The sequence below is a fragment of the Gemmiger formicilis genome, assembly GCF_016901605.1.
Lineage (GTDB): Bacteria > Bacillota > Clostridia > Oscillospirales > Ruminococcaceae > Gemmiger > Gemmiger formicilis_B.
The window spans coordinates 1-217 of the sequence record NZ_JACJKP010001038.1 but is presented as its reverse complement, the minus strand read 5'-3'; the positions used below and the strand labels follow the sequence as shown (position 1 = coordinate 217).

Sequence of the window (217 nt, the reverse complement as noted above, 5' to 3'; positions counted from 1 at the left end):
AGCAGAAGCACCAGACTGACGCCCAGCAAAATATGGCCGATTCCGGCAATGCCCGAAATGGCGGCACTCATACCGGAGGAAAGGGCCGTACCCAGCACCTGGGCGATGCCACGTTTATTTTCTGCGTATTTTACGATCTGCCTTGGCTATTGCAGCGCAATAGAGGCAGGAATCCTGATGCACGGTCCGCAGTTTTCCGCAGCTGCTGCACCGGTAC

1 protein-coding gene is annotated in these 217 nt (G+C 56.2%); it reads right to left on the bottom strand.

Features of this window, described 5'->3' with window-relative positions:
* On the bottom strand, positions 1–107 hold a 107-nt coding region (locus H6B10_RS17665), incomplete at its 3' end, for a DUF2871 family protein (protein WP_430661807.1).
* Positions 108–217: the final 110 nt, after the last annotated feature.